The organism is Secundilactobacillus kimchicus JCM 15530 (assembly GCF_001433995.1).
Lineage (GTDB): Bacteria > Bacillota > Bacilli > Lactobacillales > Lactobacillaceae > Secundilactobacillus > Secundilactobacillus kimchicus.
In genome coordinates this window covers 40,235-55,716 of the sequence record NZ_AZCX01000001.1, presented here as the reverse complement: position 1 = coordinate 55,716, position 15,482 = coordinate 40,235, and the positions used below count along the sequence as shown (strand labels likewise).

22 protein-coding genes, 2 tRNA genes and 1 pseudogene are annotated in these 15,482 nt (G+C 44.1%); 12 read left to right on the top strand and 13 right to left on the bottom strand.

Going from position 1 to position 15,482, the window contains the following annotated elements; all coding sequences use genetic code 11:
* Positions 1-189: 189 nt before the first annotated feature.
* Positions 190-408, top strand: a complete 219-nt coding sequence (locus FC96_RS13225) for a DUF3955 domain-containing protein (RefSeq protein ID WP_054660355.1) — start codon at positions 190-192, stop codon at positions 406-408.
* 363 nt (positions 409-771) lie between these two features.
* On the opposite strand, the gene FC96_RS00315 is transcribed toward FC96_RS13225, so the two are convergent.
* Positions 772-842, bottom strand: a tRNA-Gly gene (locus FC96_RS00315).
* Between the two features lie 113 nt (positions 843-955).
* Positions 956-1,168 carry a hypothetical protein gene (locus tag FC96_RS00310; protein ID WP_054660354.1) on the bottom strand — a complete coding sequence of 71 codons (213 nt, stop codon included), beginning with the start codon at positions 1,166-1,168 and terminating at the stop codon, positions 956-958.
* 195 nt (positions 1,169-1,363) lie between these two features.
* Here FC96_RS00310 and FC96_RS00305 point away from each other — a divergent pair, with 195 nt between their 5' ends.
* Complete coding sequence (locus FC96_RS00305; RefSeq protein WP_054660352.1) at positions 1,364-1,708, top strand: YisL family protein; 345 nt, start codon at positions 1,364-1,366, stop codon at positions 1,706-1,708.
* A 71-nt stretch (positions 1,709-1,779) separates the two neighbouring features.
* Here FC96_RS00305 and FC96_RS00300 read toward each other — a convergent pair whose 3' ends face one another.
* From FC96_RS00300 to asnB, 4 genes are all read right to left on the bottom strand, one after another.
* The gene (locus FC96_RS00300; RefSeq protein ID WP_056941590.1) at positions 1,780-2,505 is read right to left on the bottom strand and encodes an aspartate/glutamate racemase family protein; all 726 of its coding nucleotides are present in this window, start codon (positions 2,503-2,505) and stop codon (positions 1,780-1,782) included.
* Positions 2,506-2,509: 4 nt separating this feature from the next.
* Entirely contained in the window at positions 2,510-3,763 is a 1,254-nt protein-coding gene (locus FC96_RS00295) for a carboxylate--amine ligase (protein ID WP_054660527.1), read from the bottom strand.
* 2 nt (positions 3,764-3,765) lie between these two features.
* Positions 3,766-5,298 (bottom strand): UDP-N-acetylmuramoyl-L-alanyl-D-glutamate--2,6-diaminopimelate ligase, encoded by a 1,533-nt coding sequence (locus FC96_RS00290; RefSeq protein ID WP_056941589.1) that lies wholly within the window; start codon positions 5,296-5,298, stop codon positions 3,766-3,768.
* Between the two features lie 128 nt (positions 5,299-5,426).
* A complete protein-coding gene (gene asnB / locus FC96_RS00285) occupies positions 5,427-7,328 on the bottom strand; it encodes an asparagine synthase (glutamine-hydrolyzing) (RefSeq protein ID WP_056941588.1) in 1,902 nt (633 codons plus the stop codon).
* Between the two features lie 233 nt (positions 7,329-7,561).
* On the opposite strand from asnB, the gene FC96_RS00280 reads away from it, so the two are divergent.
* On the top strand, positions 7,562-7,798 hold the full coding sequence (locus tag FC96_RS00280) for a hypothetical protein (RefSeq protein WP_056941587.1): 237 nt from the start codon (positions 7,562-7,564) through the stop codon (positions 7,796-7,798).
* Between the two features lie 80 nt (positions 7,799-7,878).
* Here FC96_RS00280 and FC96_RS00275 read toward each other — a convergent pair whose 3' ends face one another.
* Positions 7,879-8,214, bottom strand: a complete 336-nt coding sequence (locus FC96_RS00275; RefSeq protein ID WP_054660350.1) for a hypothetical protein — start codon at positions 8,212-8,214, stop codon at positions 7,879-7,881.
* A gap of 22 nt (positions 8,215-8,236) precedes the next feature.
* Entirely contained in the window at positions 8,237-8,461 is a 225-nt protein-coding gene (locus FC96_RS00270; protein ID WP_054660348.1) for a hypothetical protein, read from the bottom strand.
* A 159-nt stretch (positions 8,462-8,620) separates the two neighbouring features.
* On the opposite strand from FC96_RS00270, the gene FC96_RS00265 reads away from it, so the two are divergent.
* Positions 8,621-9,019: a hypothetical protein gene (locus FC96_RS00265; RefSeq protein WP_054660347.1), complete on the top strand. Its 399-nt coding sequence runs from the start codon at positions 8,621-8,623 to the stop codon at positions 9,017-9,019.
* 75 nt (positions 9,020-9,094) lie between these two features.
* Here the strand turns inward: FC96_RS00265 and FC96_RS00260 are convergent, their stop codons facing one another.
* The gene (locus FC96_RS00260) at positions 9,095-9,535 is read right to left on the bottom strand and encodes a hypothetical protein (RefSeq protein ID WP_054660345.1); all 441 of its coding nucleotides are present in this window, start codon (positions 9,533-9,535) and stop codon (positions 9,095-9,097) included.
* A gap of 160 nt (positions 9,536-9,695) precedes the next feature.
* Between FC96_RS00260 and ndk the strand changes: the two genes are divergently transcribed.
* The 6 genes and pseudogenes from ndk to FC96_RS00240 all read left to right on the top strand — a co-directional run bounded on the left by ndk (position 9,696) and on the right by FC96_RS00240 (position 12,112).
* Positions 9,696-10,172: a nucleoside-diphosphate kinase gene (ndk, locus tag FC96_RS00255; protein ID WP_056941586.1), complete on the top strand. Its 477-nt coding sequence runs from the start codon at positions 9,696-9,698 to the stop codon at positions 10,170-10,172.
* A 109-nt stretch (positions 10,173-10,281) separates the two neighbouring features.
* On the top strand, positions 10,282-10,770 hold the full coding sequence (locus FC96_RS00250) for a TspO/MBR family protein (RefSeq protein ID WP_082593107.1): 489 nt from the start codon (positions 10,282-10,284) through the stop codon (positions 10,768-10,770).
* A gap of 97 nt (positions 10,771-10,867) precedes the next feature.
* Positions 10,868-11,215 carry a DDE-type integrase/transposase/recombinase gene (locus FC96_RS00245; RefSeq protein ID WP_056941584.1) on the top strand — a complete coding sequence of 116 codons (348 nt, stop codon included), beginning with the start codon at positions 10,868-10,870 and terminating at the stop codon, positions 11,213-11,215.
* Positions 11,190-11,351: an integrase core domain-containing protein gene (locus FC96_RS13260; RefSeq protein ID WP_156403131.1), complete on the top strand. Its 162-nt coding sequence runs from the start codon at positions 11,190-11,192 to the stop codon at positions 11,349-11,351. Before FC96_RS00245 ends, FC96_RS13260 begins: the two co-directional genes overlap by 26 nt.
* Positions 11,327-11,404, top strand: a pseudogene (locus FC96_RS13255) (IS3 family transposase); the annotation flags it as partial. The gene FC96_RS13260 and the pseudogene FC96_RS13255, both read left to right, overlap by 25 nt.
* Before the next feature lie 189 nt (positions 11,405-11,593).
* Positions 11,594-12,112 carry an Ltp family lipoprotein gene (locus FC96_RS00240; protein ID WP_056941583.1) on the top strand — a complete coding sequence of 173 codons (519 nt, stop codon included), beginning with the start codon at positions 11,594-11,596 and terminating at the stop codon, positions 12,110-12,112.
* Positions 12,113-12,529: 417 nt separating this feature from the next.
* Here the strand turns inward: FC96_RS00240 and FC96_RS00235 are convergent.
* The 3 genes from FC96_RS00235 to FC96_RS00225 all read right to left on the bottom strand — a co-directional run bounded on the left by FC96_RS00235 (position 12,530) and on the right by FC96_RS00225 (position 13,485).
* A tRNA-Leu gene (locus FC96_RS00235) sits at positions 12,530-12,613 on the bottom strand.
* Positions 12,614-12,708: 95 nt separating this feature from the next.
* Positions 12,709-12,990, bottom strand: coding sequence for a hypothetical protein (locus FC96_RS00230; RefSeq protein WP_054660339.1), 282 nt, complete (start codon positions 12,988-12,990; stop codon positions 12,709-12,711).
* Positions 12,991-13,080: 90 nt separating this feature from the next.
* Positions 13,081-13,485: a hypothetical protein gene (locus tag FC96_RS00225; RefSeq protein WP_054660337.1), complete on the bottom strand. Its 405-nt coding sequence runs from the start codon at positions 13,483-13,485 to the stop codon at positions 13,081-13,083.
* 198 nt (positions 13,486-13,683) lie between these two features.
* Between FC96_RS00225 and FC96_RS00220 the strand changes: the two genes are divergently transcribed.
* Positions 13,684-14,091 (top strand): hypothetical protein, encoded by a 408-nt coding sequence (locus tag FC96_RS00220; protein ID WP_056941582.1) that lies wholly within the window; start codon positions 13,684-13,686, stop codon positions 14,089-14,091.
* Positions 14,092-14,174: 83 nt separating this feature from the next.
* On the opposite strand, the gene FC96_RS00215 is transcribed toward FC96_RS00220, so the two are convergent.
* Positions 14,175-14,543, bottom strand: a complete 369-nt coding sequence (locus FC96_RS00215) for a DUF1304 domain-containing protein (RefSeq protein WP_056941581.1) — start codon at positions 14,541-14,543, stop codon at positions 14,175-14,177.
* A 459-nt stretch (positions 14,544-15,002) separates the two neighbouring features.
* Here FC96_RS00215 and FC96_RS00210 point away from each other — a divergent pair, with 459 nt between their 5' ends.
* Complete coding sequence (locus FC96_RS00210; RefSeq protein ID WP_054660333.1) at positions 15,003-15,470, top strand: MarR family winged helix-turn-helix transcriptional regulator; 468 nt, start codon at positions 15,003-15,005, stop codon at positions 15,468-15,470.
* Positions 15,471-15,482: the final 12 nt, after the last annotated feature.

Genomic DNA, 15,482 nt, shown 5'->3' with positions numbered 1-15,482 from the left:
AGTAAAATAACGCAAACGAAATATTTTTAATCTAATCATTCAGTTGCTTTTGCTGGAGATTATTCTTCATAATTTACACCATTCTCGTCACAAAATTTTTTTGAAATGGTTTTCCTTTTAGCTTAGAAACAAATCAATTGGCATTAAGGCTTTATCCTGTCAAAATTTCTTCAGAAGGAGGAATTCAATATGTTAAACCGACGTTACCATAAATTACTAATCCTTAGCATCGGGCTAATACTATTAGCTATCGTTCTTTTTGCAATTAGGGTGATGAGTCCAACGACAATAGACGCCAACGGTTATCTTCACGAACCGTTCTATCTAGTCGGATTAGGCTATTTTTCTGGAATTTCAGGTTTACTCGTCTTGATTATTCGTTTTGTACTCGATCATTTTCATCATTAGGCGTCATTTTAGTCCTAGATTTTATTGTTTTAGAAGTGGGAAGCATTTGTGGCTTACGTGCCGGTTAAGCTGGCTTTTCAAATCATTCGCCAATGAATTAACCGATTTATGATCTTTGCGGAACATCTTAATAATCATGGATTTGGTTTCTTCTGAGTATCTCTTCCCGTTATTCGACATGAAAAACGTCCCTTCCTATTTTTGCTTATTCCAGAAGAGTTAAATTTTTTCTGTGTCATAATTCGTTATAATAGGGGTAGGTTAAGTTTAATTAAATTATATTTTTCTGTAATCACAAATACGTTGCAAACAAAAAAGCGCCATCCATCCACGAATGGCGCCTCAATAGTTCCTGAATTATTAAGCGGGTGACGGGAATCGGACCCGCGACACAAGCTTGGGAAGCTTGGATTTTACCACTAAACTACACCCGCAAGAACAAATACTATAGTATCATATTCATTCATTGTTGTCAGTAGTTTATTGGAACTTTTTGCATAAAGTCGCTAGGAACCACGAGACCGGCCCGCTAAAATGAATAAACTTCCTACGCGGAAGCTTCTTGTAGTTCAGCGTCCGCTTTGCGAACAATTGCCCGGTCATTGAATTCGGTTACCAATAACTGATCAGCTGCGTCGCATTCTAAGATATGAATCAAAACTGAGTTTTCATAGATTTTTTCAATTTCACCTTTGAAATCATGTTCGAACTTGCCGAACCGCTTCCCCCTTACATAATTACCTACTTTTAATTCTGCCATAATGGTCTCCCCCTACTTCGTGATGTGAAAATATTACCAAACTAAATTCGGAATTTCAAGCCATTTTTCAGACATTCTGAGGCCTTGAAAATTGGTATGGTTGGTTACCTCAGCGTGACTAGGAAACTTTTCTCAAGTCGGTTATACTATTCTTTGGAACAACTCGTTTAATGCAAAACGTTGGAGGCGTTTAGTATGTGGTTACTTATCCATCTTGTTAGTTTTATTTTGCTTGTGCCAATTACAATAATTGGCCTAACTCGCAAAGAAGAAAAACGAATTGCGCAGTGGTTGATTCTCGACCGATTTTTGTATCTGTTAATTTTAATTAGTGGCGTTATCTTAGTCATTCGAACATTTCAGTACAGTCCCGTGTTGATTTCAGTCAAAGCCCTCCTCGGCTTAGCCGTTATTGCTCTGATTGAGATTGCATTCGGTCGCAAACAAGAACGCAGCTTGGCTAGCGGCCTTGTTTGGACACTCGCAATCGTTTTAATTCTAACCGCCGGGTTCGGCCTATGGCTCGGATGGGGTCATTAAGGTAAAAAAGGACCAGTTTCAGTTCGCGTAATGCTTGATGCGAACTGAAACTGGTCCCTTTTTGTGAAGGCTTAAGGTTGATACGAGATATTTTTTTGTTGTTTCAAGGCTAACTTTAACGTTTGATCAACCAGCACTGACTGGCTATCAATAATTGGCAACTCAGTGATTGGTTCTCTTTCCTGAGCCAGGGAGAGTTCCGTACATCCCAAAATAACGACGTCGCAGTCAAATTGAGTAAACATATCTTGGACCAGGCCATGGAATAGCGCTCGATCGACGACGTTATTGTCTTTGATGTTGTCATAGATTAATTGGTCCGTCTTTTTTTGAATCGCTTCAGTCGGTTTTGCAAGATCATATCCGGCCGCTAGAATCTCACGATCGTAAATACCATCCGTGATGGTCCCACGCGTCGCAACGAGGCCAACCTTCTTAGCTGCCGGATACTTCAGTTTAATATCAGCAACCGCCTCGCGCGGCATGTGTAAAATCGGAATGTCAGTCGCTGCTTGAAACTGATCAAAGAAAAAGTGGGCCGTGTTGCACGGTAACGTGAAAAAATCTGGTTTCAGGGCCGACAACCGCTTAAAATCAGTGACTAGCGGTGGCACAGGACTCGCGGCATTATTATCCAAAATATACGTGGTGCGGTCAGGAACGGTCGCATGATTAACCAAAATATAATCCAAATAATCTTGATCTTGGTGTGCTGGGGTCCGCAAATTAAGTTGATGAATATAACTCTCAGTCGCCATGGTCCCCATACCACCAATAATTGTAAAGAAATGGTTCATCGTCTCACCCCTTATTTTCAGCAAAGAAGCGGTCAAAGTTTTTAACGTAGTTATGGTTCATCCATTTGATGAGCGCCCACCGTTTTAAATTCATATCCTTTGAATAAGCAAACGTTGTCCCATAGCGCTTATTCTTAATTAACGCCATCGCGTGGTCTTTGTCCGCATTTTCGCGGGCATACTTTTTAAACGTCTTAACCGGAACACCCAACCACAGGGCGTGCTTGTTTGGATCCTGGTTCCCATAAACCGTTGGTTGATCAGCTAATGTCTGAGTGACATAATCCTGAACCACCCAATCGGCAAGGTTGTATCCGTTTAAGGTCACAAAGAAACTGCTCCGGCCTTGCCGTAGGTTAATTTCGAACAACTTAAAGGTCTTATCGCGCGCGTCGTACTTCATATCAAAGTTAGCATAACCAGTAAAGTTAATGGCCTCCAAGAACGTTTGAATCTGATCGTAGACGGCTTGATTATATTCTGGCAAAATGGCAACGTAATTACCGATGGCTGATGGCGCTGGATCTTCCAACAATGGATGGCCCAGACACATCATTTTGACATGGTGGTTTTGATCCACGTAAGCGTTCAGGACCCGCATATGACTATCATCGCCTGGAATGAAATCCTGTAAAATAAAATCAGATGTATACCCGGTTTCATAAGCCAAGTTAATGACGCGATCAAATTCTTCACGACTTTGAATCCGGAACGCTTTTTTCCGGCCTTCAAAATGGACGTCTAACCATTCCACACTATTGGCCGGTTTTAACGCAACTGGGTAGTCAAACGGTTGCTCAATCGACTGGTCACTATCATGATCAGCTTTTGAAATTGTCCGGGTTGCCGGATATGGTAACCCATACTGATCACAGATTTCATAAAACCGTTCCTTGTTGTTCAACCGTTTCAACAAATCGTAGTCAATGTATGGACACACAAACGTGTCAGCTAGCTCGTCTTTGTGCTTAGCAATAAGCTCCGCGTAACCGTCACCACAACCAATCAGGATAACGGGTTCGTCGTGATCTTGATAGCGGGTCTTGATTTTGCGCATGGATTCAATCCAAACCGGATCTTCATCAAAACCGTCAATTAGTTCTAAATCCACAATTTTCGTGAATCGTGTCGGTGCTAATTGAATCGAGGCGATTGCCTTAACCGGCTGACCATATAACTCATAAAAGGAGCGGGCCATTCCGTAGACGTTAAAGTCACTCCCAAGTAAAATTGGCGTAAAATTTGGTTGGTTCTTCATAATCATGAAAGCTCCTTCACAACGTTTTTCGCAACTGTGACATCAGTTGCATATGGAGTATCGACCCCGTTGATTTTTTGGTAGGCGTCTTCGCCCTTCCCAGCTAATACCACGATGTCATCAGCGCGGCTCATCTCAATAGCCGTCCGAATCGCCTGACTGCGGTCCATGACGTATTGAACGCTCACCCGGTCATGGTCAATATGGGCGTCAATTTCTTGCGCGATTTTGCGGGGGTCTTCAAAGCCCGGATCATCGGTGGTCAAGATGGCCACGTTTGCTTCTTCGCTCAATGCTTGGCCAAACCCTTTGCGACGAGAGACGCCCTTGTCTCCGGTACTGCCGACGACGACAATCACCCGACCAGCATCAGTTTGCTGGCGTAAGAAGCTCAGCAATGCTTTCATGCTAGCGTAATTGTGGGCGTAATCAATATAGATTGTCCCATGGTTCGGCGTATCAATCATTTCCATCCGTCCAGGCACGTGAACATCCACCAGCGCTTGCTTAATCTCCGCTGGTTTCGCACCCGCCAAAGTGGCGGCCATGGCAGCACTAACGGCGTTACTCTCATTATAATCACCTGGCAAGTGTAACGTGTAGGCGCCAGCCATCCCAAGAGCAGTCCCCTTTTCACTTGCGCCGGTCACAACGAAGTCACTCTCGTGGAGGGTCTCTTCCTGATTGTTAAATGTCACGTCGACAACGATATCTTTTACTGAACCCTGGCGACCATACAAATATACGTTTTCGGGTTGTGTTGAGGTCTTAGCCGCATAATAGACATCCTGGAAATGGTCCGTCTCAGCGTTAATGATGCACTTCCGACTGTTCACCAGTAACTGTTCCTTGCAGTGAAGGTAGTCGGCAAATGTTGGGTGTTCATTTGGACCAACGTGGTCGGGACTGATGTTCAAAAAGATTCCTACGTCAAAAGTCAGCCCGTAAACTCGATTTTTCTTGTAGGCTTGTGAGGACACTTCCATCACTAAGTGCGTCATACCGTTTGTGACAGCGGTCCGCATATCGCGGAATAGGTCGAGCGATTCTGGCGTAGTTAAATGTGACTTAAAACGGTCACCTGGCCGTGGTCCCAATACCCGATCAATGGTAGAAAACAGACCCGTTTTACCGTTTGTTGCATGTTGCAAAATGGCATGGGTAAAGTAAGCTGACGTCGTTTTTCCCTTCGTCCCCGTGAAAGCAACGATAAACAGTTCGTTTTGGGGATAATCGTAAAAGGCTGCACCAAGTAACGCCATAGCCTTTTGGACGTCTGATACAATGATTGCTGTCAGGCCCGTCCCTTCTGGATACGCGGTTTCGGAGACGTAGGCGGTTGCGCCCGCTTTCTTAGCACTCGTCAAATAGCTCGGCTTAAAATTCCCTTTACAGAAAAACAACGTTTTGGGCTTTACCTGCCGTGAATCGTACGTCACTGCTGCAAACGCCTCATTTGGCGCCGTGCCAGTCACAGTTTTTAATAAATGATGTTCCTTTAATAAAGTCAACACTTGGGTCATCGCAAGCGACATGGCTTTTTCATCTCCAGCTCGTTCAATAATTGTCTAACCACCATTATTTCACGTTTCACGCAAAAAAGAAACCGACTTTCAAAACCGGCCCACTACTGGTGCCGCGTTTTAAAGGTCGGTTTCATTCATTAACTTACTTTTTTAATTTTATCGATATCTGTCCGGTGAACCTTGCTGATGGTGTCAGCAGAAGTCTCTTCCGGGAAGTACACTTGGTACCATAAGATAAAGGTGTAAATCGTAAAGATCTTTTGCATGCTTGACTTACCATTCACGTGTTCTTGCAAAATATTCATCAAGGCATCCGTATTGAAGAACTTCTCAGCCACATCAGAAGTAAAGGCTTCTTCGATGCGCTGACGATACTTGTCTTCTTTAATCCAGGTCGCAATTGGTGATGGGAACCCGAGTTTTTCTTTGTTAGCCACCCGTTCTGGTAACTCTGAAGCTGCGGCAGTTCGCAGTGAGACCTTTGTTTCAGTCCCGCGAATTCGCGTCTTAATCGGCATCGTGGCCGCAAACTTGGCCACTTCTTTGTCGACCAACGGTGTCCGGACTTCAAGCGAGTTGCACATACTCATCCGATCCGCTTTATGCAAGATGTCATACGGCAACCAGGTGTTGATGTCAAAATACTGCATCTGCGTCATCTCATCCTTACCGGCAACGTCGTCAAAGATGTGTTGGGTGTACGCACCCGCATCACGGTTTAGGGATGAATCCTTCAAAATAACGTCACGATCATGATAATCAAAAACGTAGTTCACCCGGTAATAACGTTCACTTAACGGTTGCGCCCCCCGAACGAGGAACCGGCGCCCGTGGAACCGTGGCAAGTTAACGACTGCTTTAGCGAGACCCTTTCGAATCGGCTTTGGTACCCATTTTTGGTAAGTTTCAAATGGCTTGGCTTCAAGGTAGGTATTGTATCCCCCAAAGAACTCATCAGCCCCTTCCCCTGAAAGGGCAACCTTCACGTGCTCCCGGGTGCCCTTCGACAGATAGTAAAGTTGCATTGCTGAAGGGTTAGAAAGTGGTTCGTCCATATAGTACATAATGGTTGGTAGGATGTCGAAATAGTCGTCGCCAGTCATCGTCAGTGGCGTGTTGGCTTGGTGGATTTCCTTTGCGAATTCCGTTGACCAACTCAATTCACTGTACTTTGAATCGTTAAATCCAAGTGAAAACGACTGAATTGGCTTCAACTTAGCGGCTTCATTCAAGACATAACTTGAATCGATCCCACTTGATAAGAAGCTACCAACTTCAACGTCGGCGATCATATGCGCATCAACCGAATCATCGACGATTTTGCGAATTTTTGCCGCATCATCATCGATTGTTTGCGTATCGTCAATATGATCATAGTTAAAGTGGTAATATTCATGCGTTTCGGTCTGCCCGTTCTTGTGAATGAAGTAGTGGCCTGGTAACACCTTGTACACGTTTTTGAACATGGTTTCCTTGGACGGAATAAATTCAAAACTCAGGTGGATGGCCAACAGATCTTTGTTAAATTCTTTCACAAACTTTGGGTGATCTAGGAACGCTTTAATTTCAGACGCCCAGAGAAAGCTCTGACCATCGTCATAGTAGTACAAAGGTTTAATCCCAAAATGGTCCCGGGCACCGAAAACTTCATCCTTTGCTTCATCATAGATGGCAAAGGCAAACATGCCACGGAGCTTTTGTAACAGGTCTGGCCCCCAAGCATCATAACCGTGAATCAAGACTTCTGAGTCAACGTCCGTTTTAAATTCGTACCCCAAAGCCTTTAACTCTTCACGAACTTCTTGGTAGTTATAAATTTCACCGTTAAAGGTCAACACCTTTGTCTGGTCCTTGTTGTACATTGGTTGCTTCCCATGAGCTAAGTCAATGATGGACAACCGCCGGAACCCCATTGTTGCACCTTTTCCTTCAAAATATGCTTCGTCATCCGGACCCCGGTGACGGATGCGATTCGCCATCTTAACAATCGTGTCGCTAGCGACGTCTGATTGATTAACATAACCAACAAAACCACACATATTGTTTACCTCTTATTCTCTCATTTTTTATTTACATAAATAAAAGCGACATTCTGCCGCTAAACCAGACTACATTTTAGCAAAAAATAGCGCACAATACTACTAAACATGACGGGCCATAATCTTTTCTTTAAAATCGGGCCACTAACAATCGCGTTTTCGCCACTGAAAGCGTTTTTGCGGTATAATATTAGTTAAGCCAAACGAATAAAAAAAGAAATGGTGGGGATACTATGGACAATCTAATTTTCTTCAACCCAGGCGATTCTATCGGGAACTTTCACGACTACGACGAAGCAGTCCGGACAGCCCAGATTTATCGCGATAAAAACCAGGTTCAAGAAGGCCATGTGCTCGTGGTAAAGGGCGTTGACAACCATGATTTCGATATTTTCTTGGCTGATAACGAAGTCACTCATAACAATGAAAAAGACGCCGGCCAAGCTTATCACGTCTCCAAGGAAGTTTAACCGGCCATCACCACCTTGCCGTGGTCAACAAATAGCGCGTCAGCCTGAAGCATTCGGACTGACGCGCTATTTGATTCTCGCTAGTTTGTCGTAATCAGGCGTTTTGCTTCAACTAACTGATCTTTAAACCGGACGAGATCGTCGTAAACCAGATCCCGTTTTGGCACCGATAGGATCTGATTTGATAAAACCTGCAAAATTTCCAGAAACAACCTTTTCAACCGTTTGCCAGCACGAGTGTGCGGAACGTTCCCCTTCGCTTGCTGATAAGTCCGAGTCACATCCCGCCGAAGATCACGGGAAAAGGATAGCCCCGTATTGAAAGACTGGTAATCGCGAATTTGACGTTCTGTATAGCCAATCATCATCTGCCACCAATCAAATTGGCGTAAAATCTGGGCCTTGGCTGCCGCCACGTTGTCAAATTCAATTGTTTGGCTATTTTTGAACGTTTTTAAAAGCCTCCCAAGCAGCCTTGCCCTTGTCGGTTAGCCCATTGATATACGGTTCTGCATCAATATATCCCGCTTGGATTAGTGGTCGCGGGTCGCCACCAATTTCGTTATCACAGTAATCCACAAAGTGACTAGGACTTGTCCCTGCCGCCACCCGTCCCGTTTGAATGGCATCCAAAATATCAAAATCCGTTTGCGTTAATTCCATTTTGTTCGCCTCGTTTCTCATATTTTAATTTGAGAATAGCATAAAGCTGGTAAAAACCAAACCAGAAGTGCTTGAAACACTTTGCTTGCGCTTTGAGGTCGTTGCGGTACACTAAGCTCAAATTTATAGTGACTACAATTGACCTTAGGAGGCATAAAAATGACCCAACACCTTGGTGAACACGACTTAGGGACGTATGACTACGTCTCAACCATTTATAACGACAACATGCGGTTGGCGCCTTATAAACTCCCGACCCAGACGGCTGATGGCACTCAAACGCTCGTTGCTACTGCGCCCATCAAATTATCGATGGTCATTAGCGACCAGCGCGTGACCAAAATCACCATCCAAACAACAAAACCTCAGTCCACTGAGTACATGCAGGTTTTTGAGGGGTTTGAGTTCGGCTTTGAGGCTCTTGGAACTTGGATCAATACCTACCACCGCTCCACCTCGACTCACGGTCCTGCTTCCGACGTTGTCAACGGGATTCTGGCCAGTTATGACACAACATCTGACAATGTTTTAACGGTCAGTTTGACTCGTGCTGACTAACAAATAAAGCTTGACGGGAAACTTCATCCGCCAAGCTTTATTTAGTTACGAATTGAAATGCTCACGCTTGAATGGCTAATCTGCTAATGCCTTGACGGTTGCCAATACCCACTCATCGGTGAAAACCGAATGGATCGCGTCATTAGGCGCCTCAATTTCACGAAGAGCCGGTGCTAAAGCAGATGAAACGTTAGTCGCGTCCAAGGGCTGATCCGTTAACGCAATGAAAAAGCCAGGGACGTGTTCCGTAATTTCATACCCGCTGGCGCGCAAAAAGGCAATGGTGGCCACGACAGCCGTCGCAAGGTTGCCAGCCGCAAATACCGGGTGATCAAGGAGTTGTGTTAACACCGTTGCCGCCTGCTGCACCACGTCAGCTTCGGTGGCTGGCGTTTCTTGAATTTTAGTTAACAGGTGACTTAATCCCACCTCATCCGTTAATTCAGCTGTTGGCGTCGCTTTGATTTGTTGCACCTGATGATTAATATACGTAAAATCCTCAATTGTGAGTCGCATGTCTGACCTCCGTCGTTTTAAAATTATTATACGATATTCCACGCCACTTAGGGGGTTGGATTTTGATGAGGAAAAATCACAAAAAAAGCAAAATTTCGTCGTAATTTCAAAATAAGAAACAGGTATAATGATGGTAAGAACTAAAAAGGAGATGGGTCGAATGGTCGATACTGAAAAAACATTAGTCCTCGTTAAACCCGACGGTGTGGCAGAAGGTCACATCGGCGAAATCATTACCCGCTTTGAACGGAAACGATACGGAATTGCTGCTCTTAAGGTTGTTAACGCCACAACTGATCAGTTAAAACGCCATTATGTGGAACAAGTCGCCAAACCTTTCTTCCATGAAATTGAAACCTATATGCAAGAAGGCCCAATTGTCGCAATTGTGGTGACCGGTACCAACGTTGTTAAGGCTGTTCATAACATGGCCGGCAACACCCGACCAATTGAATCCGCACCCGGTACAATCCGCGGTGACTTCGCCCACCAGTACCCCGACGGCATTCTACGCAACATCGTGCACACCTCCGACAGCCGTGAAAACGCAGCTAATGAAATCGCCATCTGGTTTCCTGAAATGGTGACTGAGAAGCTGATAGAAAAACCTCAGGTCGAACCAATCAATGAAAAGTAACCAAAATTGTTTGGCTTAACGCACCACCAAAACGGTTCAGAATAAAAAGCTCATTAATAAATTTCAGTATTTGTTTTCATCATGTTACCCTTAATTTAAAGGAGTGATAATGATGACTACTAGTCAAAAAAGCAACATTAACTGGTTGTACTTGCTGCTGTTTGTCATAATGACTGAAGCGGTTGGCATCGTATCGTCGCTATTTTCGGGCAACGTCAAACAAATTTATAACAGTTTGCTGCTACCGCCGCTGTCACCCCCTGATTTCATCTTTGGACCTGTTTGGTCAATTCTATACGCCCTAATCGGGGTCGCAGGATACCTGGCCGTCAGCCAATCTACCAACCATGAACGACCACTTAATATCACCTTATTTTTTGGTCAATTAACCGTTAACTTCTTTTGGAGCATCATCTTTTTCGGGGCTGCAGCTTACTGGATAAGTTTCGTTATCATCGTCCTATTAGATGGCCTCGTCATCATGGCCATCGCAAAGTTCAATCGAACTTCCCACCTTGCAGCTTGGTTGCTGGTTCCCTACCTTTTCTGGATCCTGTTTGCTACCTACTTGAATGTCGGTGTTGCGTGGTTAAATTAACAAAGGGAAGTCAAATCCAGTGTCAAGATGGAACACTCTAAAGATATTTTCTGTGCAAGACGGAACCAAAAAACAGGAACAGCGCTAAGTATTCATCATGCAAGGGGCCCGTGGGCAAACGGCACCCAATATCATCAAACCGAAGTTTAACGCCACAACGCCCCTAACCGTGTTTCACACGAACGTGACGAAAGTTAAACTCATTGATGGTAGCTGGGGTTATCTGTTCTGTGTGACCGATGAAGCGAGCTGTGAAGTCATTACGGCCAAAGTGAGTGGCTCGCCAAACATGCAGCTAATTGACGATACCCTGGCAGAGCTTAAAGTGCGTATAAGACCAGATTTAGAAATAATATTACACTTTGACCAAGGGTGGCAGTATCGCCAAAAGGCTTACCGCAAGGCGCTTGAAGAAATGAATATCGCGCAAAGGCAACTGTCATGACAATGCGCTAATCGAAAGTTTCTTTAATCTCCTGAAGCGAGAGTGTTTAAATCGGATTCGTATTGAAAACCTTAGTGAACTCGTCACAGCAGTAACCGACACGTCTATTAGTTTAATAACGAACGGGTCTCAATGAACAAAAATGGCCTAACCCCTGTTGAATACAGGAATCAGGCCATCATGGCGTAACTAAACTTAAACTTGTCTAACTTTTATATGGCACTTCAGAGTTTTAGACTCTTTTTTAGAGTTTTAGACTCTTTTTTTATATTTTACTCGGTTATAGACCAATTTACAAAAAATACTATTTTAATTATCGAACACTTAATGTAAAATTATAAAAAAACAGATTAAAAAAACTCTTTTGGAGGTTTCAAGATGCGAAAAACTATAACGCTTGCAGGGACGCTCTTAGTCTTAGCAACACTAACTCTGACAGCGTGCGGTAGCACCTCAGCTACGCAGTCTGACAATACCAGCAAAGTAAGTCAGGCATCTACCAGTCCTCAGAAAACTACTACCCTTGAATCAGGGACGCAAAAAAATGAGAACAAAGCAGCCACTTCTAGCAGTCGAAAAAAACTACCGCTTGAATATCGGTTGGCTTTAAAAAAGGCACAATCTTACTCAGATGTCATGAAAGCCTCGAAAAAAAGAATCTACCACATGCTGACATTAAAAACAAGCTACGGAGACGCTATTGACTCGAAGCTTGCGCAGTACGCAGTCAATCATATAAAAGTGGACTGGAATCAAAATGCTTTAGCAAAAGCCAAAGACTATCAACAAATACAAAATCTTTCCGAATCACGACTCAAGATGCAACTCACTGCGAAAGCCGGTGACCAATTTACCGAAGAACAGGCGAATTACGCCATTCAACACTTAAACGATTAAGTAGGGACGGAAAAAACACCTTATACCTGTCAACGTTTGGAATGTACTTACCCCCTCTTAAAGAGGTTGCTTTCACGTGCAATTTTACTAGGCCGAGAACCCGGCAAGTTCGGTTGAGCCTGAGAGCTTTAAAAAAAGGGTCACAATTTCTGACTGCCAATTTCGTCACTAAACTTGTGTGGATTATCTATCAATCAAAATAATAGACTATGTAATTACTAATTACTTTCGGAATTGGGTTAAAGACTTCGCGGAAAGTTCAATTAAGGGTTAATAAGATATGCTCATAGTTTCTGAGAGGACCCATAAGCTTGTAAAACTACCTGAATCTCCCTGAAATTAAAAAATAGGAACGCCGCTAGACATTGCTCTAGCGGCGTTCCTATTTTTGTCATGTCACCCTATTTAATTTAAATATGCCCCGAGCAGGATTCGAACCTGTACTTGGTTTCCCAAACAGCGACCTGAACGCTGCGCGTCTGCCAGTTCCGCCATCGGGGCAGTTGACAACATCAATAATCATACACTATGACGAATTAATTTGTAAAGCCCCAAATTCAAGTAATGTGTGGTCTTGACTAATTTAATCACGGCCCCTACTCATTAATCATGGTGATGACCGTTCCAAAACCATGGACAACTAAGAACTTGGGTGCAACGTTCATCCGAACTACTTCTGTATTGAATGATACGTCAATGACACCATCCCCATCCATTGCGGCCGCTTTTTGGAAAAGCTTTTGCTTGGTTTCCTCGAATAAGTCGTCAAACCGGTCAAAGTCATCTGGTTTTTCAGACGTCAACATGGTATGGCTCGTGGCTGTGACCACGCCTTTAACAATGTGTGACTGGCTGTAACTCCCCGTAGACATAAACATCAGCAGGCCCCCCTTTTGATCATGAATTTCATTATACCGAAAAAAACAGCCTAGCGCGAGCCAGACCGTTATTAGTACCAGTGATTTAGTTTATAGAAAATGCGGATGATCCGAAGCGGAAACGCCCCCGGAAAATAGGAGCTTATTTTGCGCGTCGTAAGCTCGAACCGAGTATTGACCTGGTTTGACACTGAATGTTTTTGTCACGTGACCATTTTTTGCGTAGGCAGCTTTAACGGCGTCACCATTTTTAAAAATCCGATATTTAAACGTGCGATGACTAGGTGTTAAGTCCGATGTATTGGCGTTAATCACGACGTGTAGTCGATCGCCTTTCTTGACCGTAATCCGGCGCGTTGACTGTGAGGTTCGGCCTTTTTGGAACGATGAGGTATCGCTTGCCGCTTGCGCCTGTTGTGGTAAGGCTGTTAAATACAAGCAACCGCTTAAGACCATGAAAGCCGCAAAACTCATAAAATGAGCGATTGTTTTCATTGTATTCCCTCCTTTGATTACGTTATAGGTTACTCGGCCGATGTTAATAACGGTTTACAAAGGTGTAACAAAGGCTCAACGAATCATTGCAAAAGGATGAGCTCCCGTAAAATAAGGTGCTTTTTTCTATCTTCTAGCGTGAGGGATTGGTAGAATGCAGGTGTTGAGAAGACTGTCAGTCATTGGAGGTGCCCTAAAATGAAAAAAACAACGCTCACTGGCCTTAAAGTGGTACTTGGTCTTGGCTTAATGACCAGCACCTCCCTAGGAATTATGGCCGCCTCGGGAATCGATCCGGCCGTCACCGCAGCCCAGAAAACCAGCGTTCACTACAGCCGCATCACTGCTGCTTGGCCACTTGGTGACGAATACCGTGAATCGCGACTGTTCAACCACGTGCCTGAATCCGGTTATCGGCTGAAAATGACCAGTTGGAAAAAAATCCGCTTAAATCGCTCAAAACGGGTCTATGTCGATCGGAAAGCAAGGGTCACAACGCGCGAACGTGATGGTGATTTGGAGCACGAGACGTACTACCGAATTCGCTTTGTTAAATCTGGAAGCGCTACCCGCTACTGGGTTGAAGATGATGCGTTTGATGATTAACCCTCAAAAAATAAGAACAGCCAGTCATCGATTTGAGTGTCTCAAACCGCGACCGGCTGTCCTATTTTGATTAAAGGTCTTGACTACCAAGCGACGGCAACAAGACAAAAAGCGATAACTGCAGGTAAGCCTTGAATCAGAATAATCCGTTTGCTAGCTGTCATCGCACCATAGATAGCTGCAATCACAACACAGCCCACTAGGTATAAAACCATGACCTTCCGAATTGGATCACTTAAAAAACAAGCAAAAATAATGCCCACTGCTAGGAAACCGTTATAGAGCCCTTGATTTTTAAACAGTGTTTGGACCTCGGTGACTTGCAATAGCTTGCGGGGCACTGCAAACGCCCTTGAGGCCATTTCACTGTTACTATTAAACATCTCTAACCACAAAATAAACAAGTGCTCAACGGCCACAATAACCGCCATGATTAAAGCAAAAATTGACATTTCTATTTCTCCCCCCTAAAAAGGGTAAACCCATCATACCGTATTTTAGCCCGTTATGGGAAATGAACGCGTGACGTACAATCAACTTCTTGACACGATGACCAATAGAATGTTAGATTATTTGTTGGATTGATTTATTGGGGGTGAATCAGAATGAACACAATCAAAACGGTGATTGACACCATCTACTCAACGAAACACACCATTTTCGTCCACGTTGTTAACGCACTTGGTCTAACTTACGACCCAACAAACGGTGACGTTTATAAGTAACCGATTCAACCTGGGTGAGTCCGCTGCTGCGGGCTTTTTTGTTTGGCGTTGAAAACCAGAGCAGATTAGTCGACAAGATCCCGCTTTTTTCATACAATACCCAAAGCAAGGTTGCCAGATGCAATTCAGTTGTGTACCATAGACATATCTATTTCGAACCCCCAATCAAAGAAAGAAGGCCCCTGAATGGCGAACGAACCAACTCCCCGCTTACTTGACGAACAACTCTGCTTCGCCCTTTACTCAGCTAGTAAGAAGTTCACCCACTTTTACCAGGACGCGCTGGCCGAATTTAAGCTGACCTATCCCCAATACATCACCATGTTAATTCTATGGGAAAAGTCTCCCATGACCGTTCGAGACTTGGGCAAACGCCTCAATCTCGACAGTGGGACCCTAACGCCGCTACTTAAACGGCTGGAAAAGTTAGGTTGGGTCAACCGAAACCGCAATCAAGAAGATGAGCGTCAAGTTGATATTACCTTAACCGACTACGCGCTCGAACAACGGGACGCCGTTTACAGTCGCGTCAACAACTGTATTGATTTAATTGGCATGAAACAATCCGAATACGACGCGATGAATGACCAACTTGAGCGCCTCCAAACAGAATTAGACCGAGTTAAAAATAACCACCTAATCCAAAACCACTAAAAAAGCGACCTC